Origin of the sequence: Polaromonas sp. DSP2-3-2b2 (genome assembly GCF_049895905.1) — a bacterium.
GTDB lineage: Bacteria > Pseudomonadota > Gammaproteobacteria > Burkholderiales > Burkholderiaceae_C > Polaromonas.
On sequence record NZ_JAFCTH010000046.1, the window covers coordinates 1 to 6,915 of the forward strand.

Below are 6,915 nucleotides of genomic sequence, written 5' to 3' on the forward strand. Positions count from 1 at the left end.
GATTTGTTGTCATGAATAACGCTCCAATGCGGATCATCCGCAATCATGGGAGCGGCAACTAGTCTGACACGGGGGGGGAGCCGACAGCAAGACCGTAAGTGCTGAGCAGATGGAAATCAGCCGGCTTAGAGCCAAGCTGGCACGCGTGAAGATGGAGCGCGAAATTTTGGAAAAAGCGACGGCGTACTTTGCAAGAGGGTCGATTTCAAGTGCGCCTTCATTGAGCAGCACCGCCGCCTGTAGCCGGCCTCGGCGGAGTGCCGCGTATTGCAGGTCAACGCCTGGCTATTACGCGCACTTGGTGCGCCGTGCCAGCGATGCCCAGCAACGCCACTGGAGCGATGAGGCGTTGCTGGTTCATCCAGAGGCAAGGTCAGAAGTTACCGGCCCAACATAGCTGGAAATTCTCCGCTTAACCATGTTTTGTGTTCCACTGCGCCCCAAACCCCAAGTTCAGCGCATCATCGACTGGCTGCTAGATTCTGGATTCTGGAGCAAAGTGGCTTTCAAGCGGCGTTCACGCCGTCCGTCTCAAGAATCACGCGCGCCGTCTCGACGGGTTGGTCCCAATGCGGGAAGTGGCCGCTGCGCTCGAACCAGTGCATCCGGGCCGACGGGAAAGCTGCTTGGGCGCGTACGGCCTGACGCGGCAGCAGCAGGTGGTCTTGGCGGCCCCAGCCGATGGTGACCCGGCCGGGAGTCTTTGCCGAGCCCTGCTGGAGCGCCCCGCGCGCCAACTCACGCAGCATGGCATCGAACACCGGCGTGGCTGCCAAGCTTTGCAACTCGCTCACTACAAGGAGCGGTGGCAGCAGCCACGGACGGGCCGACAACTGGGCCAGCAGCAACGTGCGGGTAAAGGCATGACGTGACAGGCTGGGGTGAAAGGGCCGCAGCAACCGCACGAGGCGAATCGATGCCGCGAGCGTCCAGTGAAACCAGCGCGTCTCCCAGCCGTGCCAGAAACCGCCGGGATCGAGCGCCACGCAGTTCCGACCAATCCCCCGCCGCGCCAGCTCTAGCACCAGCCGGCCCCCCACCGAACTACCGACAAGGTCCGCTGTCCCTAAGCCTTGCGACTGCACAAAGCTGGCGAGGGCGTCCGCATAAGCCTCAATCGTCTGCCGGCCCGCAAGCGGGGTCGACCTGCCATGTCCCGGTAGGTCGACCAATATCAGTTCGCGCGAACCACGCAATGCGGTCAAGAGCGGATCCCAGGTGCGCAGGTTTGCCCCAAGTCCATGGACCATCAGCAGCGGTCGGCCCGTGCCCAAGCGTTCAAAATGAAGGGACATGACGGTATTGTCCTCCGATGTTCGTGCTTTAGCAGGCCGCTGAAATACTGACTGCGCCGGCACAGCAACTGATTTGGAGTGGTTGGTTTTTCCGATTATTTTTCATATTTTGAAATCACAGTGCCTTTTTGGGTTGCGGCTCGCGACTTGACTCGCTCTTGGCGCCTTTTTTATCCATTTATTGCCCCTGCAGACGGACTTGTCCCAAGGTTCGCATGCGCGTCAAGTTGTACGCAGCCATCGTCAGCACGAACATCTGGTCCACGCGCTCAAGCCCGCGTACCATCACCTGGCGAATTGCGCCCACCGTTTTGGCCCAGCCAAAGCCTTGCTCGATGAGCTTTCGCTTTTGCTGCGAAACAGCGTAACCCGCTTTCTGGGCGATGGCGTCTGGCACTGCCGAGCGCCTGCCCGAGGTGTTTTGCGCCACATGCGGCACAACATTCATCGCCAGGCATGCCTCGATGAACTCCTGGGCGTCATAACCCTTGTCCGCACCCAGCGTGATTTGAGTTTTCTCATCAATCGCAGCTTGCCTGGCATCATGAATCATGACCTTAGCCGCTTCGCGCTCGGCGTGGCCATCAGCCCGCGTCACCATGGTGCTCGCAATCAAACCATTTCGGTTGTCGCTCAGCGTGTGACCCATGAAACGCAGTTCGCTGGCCGTCTTGCCCTTGCGGTACAGCCTGGCGTCCGCATCGGTGCTTGATTCGTGCGTTTCGTTTGAACGGCTTTGCCCCTTGAAGCTGCCGCCTCCTTGGTCGCCATCGCTGCCGTCCTTGCGGACAAAGCTCTTGTGGCTCGCCCAAGCCTGAATAAGCGTGCCGTCCACGCTGAAGTGCTCGCCCGAGAGCCAGCCGTGCTCGTCGGCGCTTTGCAGCACATGACTGAAACAACTCGATGACCGCATCGTGCGCCAGCAAACGCTCGCGGTTTTTCGTGAACACCGTGGGCACCCACACCGCCTCCTCCATGGCCAGGCCGATGAACCAGCGGTACAGCAGCTTGTACTAGACTTGCTCCATGAGCTGGCGCTCCGAACGGATGCTGTAAAACACCTGTAGCAACATGGCGCGCAGCAGTTTCTCGGGCGCGATGCTGGGCCGCCCGCCTTTGCTGTGCGCTTCGTACATTCCTGCAAACAGCGCATCCATCTTCCCCAGCGCCTCGTTGACCATCTGGCGTATCGCGCGCAGCGGATGGTCGGCCGGCACAAAGTCCTCCAGGCGGTGCAGCGTGAACGGGCTTTCGGTGAAGGTGTCGGCTCCGCGCATGGGTAAACTGGGTTTGTCTCGGGTTAGAAAAGGGACCGCTTCAGATTATCCGGTGAGACAGGAAACCGGAAGGCTTTGCTTTGAGGTATTTCAGCGGCCTGCTACTGCATCACCCTGCAAGATTTCCCTGAGATTCCAGACGATGCCCGCATGAAAGCCGAGGAGCAGTACCGCCGAGCCCTGGAAAAGGCGCTGGGCGGGCCGGAGGAGGTCGTGCTCGCCTACCGCGCCTGGCTAAATCTCAGCGAAAGCGGTAACGATCAGGTAGGCAAGGAGGAGGTGGCCCAGGCCATCCAATGGCAAAAGGCCTCGGACCTGGCCCGGCAAGCCGGCTTTCGCTCGCTGGGCGAATCGGCCGAGGCCTACTTCGAGTTCAAGCTGAGCCGCTGACCCGATAGCGCCTGCCAAACACCCCGCCTGGCCCCCTTGGGTTTGCCGGCATGGGCCGGCTTGGACTTCCTTTCCTACTTCAAGTCTTGATTTGCCGACATTCGGGATTGCACCGTGCATGTTCCTGAAAGCGCCAGAGTTACACTACTGGATATATGTACAGCCATTTGCCGCCCACCGCCACGCGCTATCAATCGAGCGGCCCCTTGCCGCTGCCGATGGTCGAGGGCACAGTCTGGGCGGGCTTTCCCTCGCCGGCTGCGGACTTTGCGGTCAAGCGCTGCGACCTCAACGACCTGATGGTCACGCACCCGGCGGCGACGTTCTTCTGGCGCGTGCGCGGCACCTCGATGGTGGACGCGGGCATCTGCGACGGCGACCTGCTGGTGGTCAACCGGGCGCTTTTACCCCATCACATGGACGTGGTGGTGGCCGAGGTCGACGGCGAGTTCACGGTCAAGCACTTTTGCTCCAAGGGCGGCTCGGTCTCGCTGCGCGCGGCCAACCCGACGTTTCCGCCCCTCTTACTCAAGGAAGGGCAGACCTTGACCATCTGCGGCGTGGTCACGTACACGATCCGCAAACTGCGCCCGTAGCCAACGTCGCGAACGCACCGGCACCAGGGACGCTACGGCCGGACGTCTTCAACGAAGCAACCCAAGGAGCACTGCCATGGCCCTGTTCGCGCTGGTCGACGGCAATAATTTTTATGTCTCTTGCGAGCGTGTTTTTCGGCCCAGCCTTAAGCACTGGCCGGTGGTGGTGCTCAGCAATAACGATGGCTGCTGCATCGCCCGGAGCAATGAGGCCCGGGCGCTCAACGTGAAAATGGGGGCGCCCTGGTTCGAGGTCAGGCACTTGAACGACAGCGACGGGCTGGTGGGCTTGTCGGCCAACTTCACGCTTTACGGCGACATGAGCGACCGCATGATGTCGATCGCCGCCGGGCTGGGGCCGCATCAAGAGGTCTACAGCATCGACGAAAGCTTCGTTGACCTCACGGGGGTGCGCGGTGACCTCACCGCCCGGGCTAAAAGCGTGCGCGAGCGCATCCTGCAGTGGACCGGCATTCCGACCGGGATCGGTATTGGCTCAACCAAGACCCTGGCCAAGCTGGCTAACCATATTGCCAAGACCGCCGAGCGAAAGCCTGGCAGCTACCGGGTGCGCGACATTGACTGAAAAATGGTTTTGCCTGGCCCGATGGCCGTCAAAAGCCATGCGCGCTTTTGACCAGCATTAGCACGTCCGCAACGCTGCGTCCGGGGGCGGCCATGGTCATGGACCGGCAAAACAGGTCAAGCACGTAGCAGGCGGTGGCGACCGGCACGGGCACCGCGTAGCTGAGCGCTTTGTCACCCGTGACGATCACCAGCCCGCTTTCCTGGCGCCGCACCTCGACAAACTTGTCGCGATCCGCGCCGTGGCGGCCAAAGCGCACCGAAGGGGTCAGGCCCATCAAGGTGGCGATGACGGCCGGCATTTCCTCAGGGGTGAGCTGAATCACCAGCTTGCGCTCCCAGCCATAGCCCCCGCTGGTGCCCAGGGTATGGGCCGAGTCAATGCTGACCACGTGCACGCCCATAAAATCGCCGCCCCGTCGGTGCGCGGTGACCTCCAGCGTGTGCGCCGCCACCTTGCCAAAAAGTCGAAGGCGCAGCCGGGGCGCGTCCGGGGAGTGCTCGGCGCTGGCCGCGCCGGAGGCGTTGGTAAAAGTCTCCGGCCGCTGGCGCACAAAGCGGGTAGGCAGCACGGGTAGGGCCGCCGCAGGGTTTGACGCGGCCGGCAATGCATCCACTGCGTCCATGGGTTTCCCCTCCCAGCCGGGCGTCTGGCCCTCGGGCAAGCCGTTGTCGCCATCATTATCGGGCCATGGGAAAAATGGTTGTGCCAAATCACTGTCTTCAGGGCTGTCGGGTCCTACCTCTTTTGGCGGGTCCTCTTGAGCTTGACCGGGTCCCAGGGGCAATGCGGCAGGCACCCAGGCGCGCAGCGTGTCCACGTCCGCAGGGTTGTTTTGAAGTTGCGCGATGCGGTGCTGCATGTCCCAGCCTTTTTCCCTGTGCACCAAGCCGCAGGCAAACAGACTGGCACTGGTGAAGGTCAGCCCATGGGTTTGAAGCTGGTCCAGCAGGGCAGGGCGCGTGCAGGCGGCGGCCCAGCTGAGCAGGCTCAACTCGCCGGCCGGTTCCCGGCCCCGCGCGGCCAGAAGCAGGACGCTTTCGAGTTTGTCCCGCTCGAGCCCGCCCAAATCCTCGACGAAGCCGACAAGCCGCGCCGCGTCAGGCGCAGGCGTGCCGCGCGAGGCGCACACCTGGCGCCACAATTGCTGCAGCGCCGCGTTCTCGCGCTTTGGGGTTACTAGTGGCTGCATCACATGCGGCCTTCAAAGCGGATGAGGATTGACGAGGTGCGCGCCCAGGCGGCTCATGACGCTGGCGTCCTTGAAGCCGCAGCGGCGCTGGATCTCTTGCAATGGCACGCCGGCATTGAACCACCCGGCGATGCAGGTGTTGCGCAGTGTGTTGGGGCCCATGTGGGCGAGAAGGCCCGGATCGAGGACTGTGTGGGGCGCCTGCTCGGCCAGCAAGCCTTTTGCCGCCAGGCAGCGCGCCAGGTGCGCCTGGCAGATGTTGTACAGGCCGTTGGGTGCGATGGATCGGCCGATGCGGTCGCCCACGACCAGGCGGCTGCCCGGATGCAAGTCGGGAAGGCCGACCGGGCGTACCTCCAGCCAGGCATGCAGCGCCCGGCTGGTTTCCGGATCGAGCTGCAATTCCCGTTCGTGCCCGCCGCCCGCCTTGCGCACGCGCAAGATGTATTGGGGGCCGGGCCCGCTGGTGATTTCGACCGGGTTCGCGCCCGGCTCGGCGCAGTCCAGCGTCAAGCCGATGATCTCGCGCACGGTGAGGGCGGCGCGCATCATGAGCAGCAGCGCCAGGCGGTTGCGCCTAGCCTTGAAGTCGTCGCAGCCGGGAAAGTGTTCATACAGGCCTTCGTGCAGCGCGGTCCACATGGGTAAAGACAGCGCCAGCGAAGGCACGCGCTCAGTGGCCGGCGGCTGGGCGCCCTCGGCGGGATTGACCGCGACCAGGCCGCAGGCCAGCGCATGCGCGTACAGGTCGCGCAGCACGCGCCAGTAGCGCCGCCGCGTGACGGGCGAGGTTTTCTTCAAGGAAGAGCGTGGGCCGATGGCTTGGCAGAACCGGGCGATGTCGACGCTGCGCGCCGCATCCCAGGCGACGCCGTGCACCGTGCAAAACGCCAGCCAGTGGCGCCAGACCAGCGAAGCCTGGCTCAAACCGGCCGCGCCCATGGGTTTCAATTCCTTACTTGCCAGCCGGGCGGTCTGCCAGGACGCAAAGAAGGCGTCGGGGTCCGAACCAGTCACGTCGCTCATCGCGATCACCTTCCGAGATAAATTGCATTTACAACAAAATCTGCCCAACAAATCATACCCCTCCCGCCCCCTGCCAACCCCCTCGTAAAAAGCGAAGCCTGACTTTGGCCTTCCTCATTTCCCCTTCACTCCCCCTCAAGGCCGGGGGGGGGAGGTCGTTCAGGGTTATTGGGATGGGTGTTTGTTGTAAATGCAATTATGGTGACTGTCCTTTAAATGACGCCGATCATTTCCAATTCATTGCGCAGCCGTGCCACCACGTCGCCCAAGGCCAAGGCACCGAGCCCGTTCTTCCTGAGAAATGCCTTCCACTGCGTCTGCTTGAGGGCATTCTGCGCAAACAGATCGCTCAGTCCTGAAGGCAGGGAGGACCCGCAGGAGGGCAGCGCCATCTTGCGACGCGCAAACGTCGCCTCTATCGCACGTCGCAATTCCAACGGATCGAGCGTTTTGTCGTCCAGCTGAGTATTCCGGACCAACGTGACCGCTGATTCCGGCGAACGTGACCGATGGCAATGGTCACGACAGTCGGCACGGCGGTAGACACCGTCGG

General features: G+C 62.7%; 5 protein-coding genes and 3 pseudogenes. 3 read left to right on the top strand and 5 right to left on the bottom strand.

The window, feature by feature from the left end; genetic code table 11:
• Positions 1–506: 506 nt before the first annotated feature.
• Both ACP7AD_RS18360 and ACP7AD_RS18365 read right to left on the bottom strand, forming a co-directional pair.
• Positions 507–1,295 (bottom strand): alpha/beta fold hydrolase, encoded by a 789-nt coding sequence (locus ACP7AD_RS18360; RefSeq protein ID WP_426149203.1) that lies wholly within the window; start codon positions 1,293–1,295, stop codon positions 507–509.
• A gap of 178 nt (positions 1,296–1,473) precedes the next feature.
• Positions 1,474–2,572, bottom strand: a pseudogene (locus tag ACP7AD_RS18365) (IS5 family transposase).
• Between the two features lie 150 nt (positions 2,573–2,722).
• Between ACP7AD_RS18365 and ACP7AD_RS18370 the strand changes: the two are divergent.
• From ACP7AD_RS18370 to ACP7AD_RS18380, 3 genes and pseudogenes are all read left to right on the top strand, one after another.
• Entirely contained in the window at positions 2,723–2,962 is a 240-nt protein-coding gene (locus ACP7AD_RS18370; protein ID WP_426149199.1) for a hypothetical protein, read from the top strand.
• 155 nt (positions 2,963–3,117) lie between these two features.
• A complete protein-coding gene (locus ACP7AD_RS18375) occupies positions 3,118–3,558 on the top strand; it encodes a LexA family protein (protein ID WP_426149200.1) in 441 nt (146 codons plus the stop codon).
• An 82-nt stretch (positions 3,559–3,640) separates the two neighbouring features.
• A pseudogene (locus ACP7AD_RS18380) lies at positions 3,641–4,123 on the top strand (DNA polymerase V subunit UmuC); the annotation flags it as partial.
• Between the two features lie 49 nt (positions 4,124–4,172).
• Here the strand turns inward: ACP7AD_RS18380 and ACP7AD_RS18385 are convergent.
• The 3 genes and pseudogenes from ACP7AD_RS18385 to ACP7AD_RS18395 all read right to left on the bottom strand — a co-directional run.
• Positions 4,173–5,336, bottom strand: coding sequence for a hypothetical protein (locus ACP7AD_RS18385; protein WP_426149201.1), 1,164 nt, complete (start codon positions 5,334–5,336; stop codon positions 4,173–4,175).
• A gap of 12 nt (positions 5,337–5,348) precedes the next feature.
• A complete protein-coding gene (locus ACP7AD_RS18390) occupies positions 5,349–6,362 on the bottom strand; it encodes a tyrosine-type recombinase/integrase (protein WP_426149202.1) in 1,014 nt (337 codons plus the stop codon).
• A 212-nt stretch (positions 6,363–6,574) separates the two neighbouring features.
• Positions 6,575–6,915: pseudogene (locus ACP7AD_RS18395) on the bottom strand (hypothetical protein); the annotation flags it as partial.

Bases quoted from the DNA above. Each gene is read 5' to 3' on its own strand.
- ACP7AD_RS18390 (WP_426149202.1), bottom strand. From the start codon at position 6,362: ATGAGCGACGTGACTGGTTCGGACCCCGACGCCTTCTTTGCGTCCTGG.
- ACP7AD_RS18360 (WP_426149203.1), bottom strand. From the start codon at position 1,295: ATGTCCCTTCATTTTGAACGCTTGGGCACGGGCCGACCGCTGCTGATG.
- ACP7AD_RS18375 (WP_426149200.1), top strand. From the start codon at position 3,118: ATGTACAGCCATTTGCCGCCCACCGCCACGCGCTATCAATCGAGCGGC.
- ACP7AD_RS18370 (WP_426149199.1), top strand. From the start codon at position 2,723: ATGAAAGCCGAGGAGCAGTACCGCCGAGCCCTGGAAAAGGCGCTGGGC.
- ACP7AD_RS18385 (WP_426149201.1), bottom strand. From the start codon at position 5,336: ATGCAGCCACTAGTAACCCCAAAGCGCGAGAACGCGGCGCTGCAGCAA.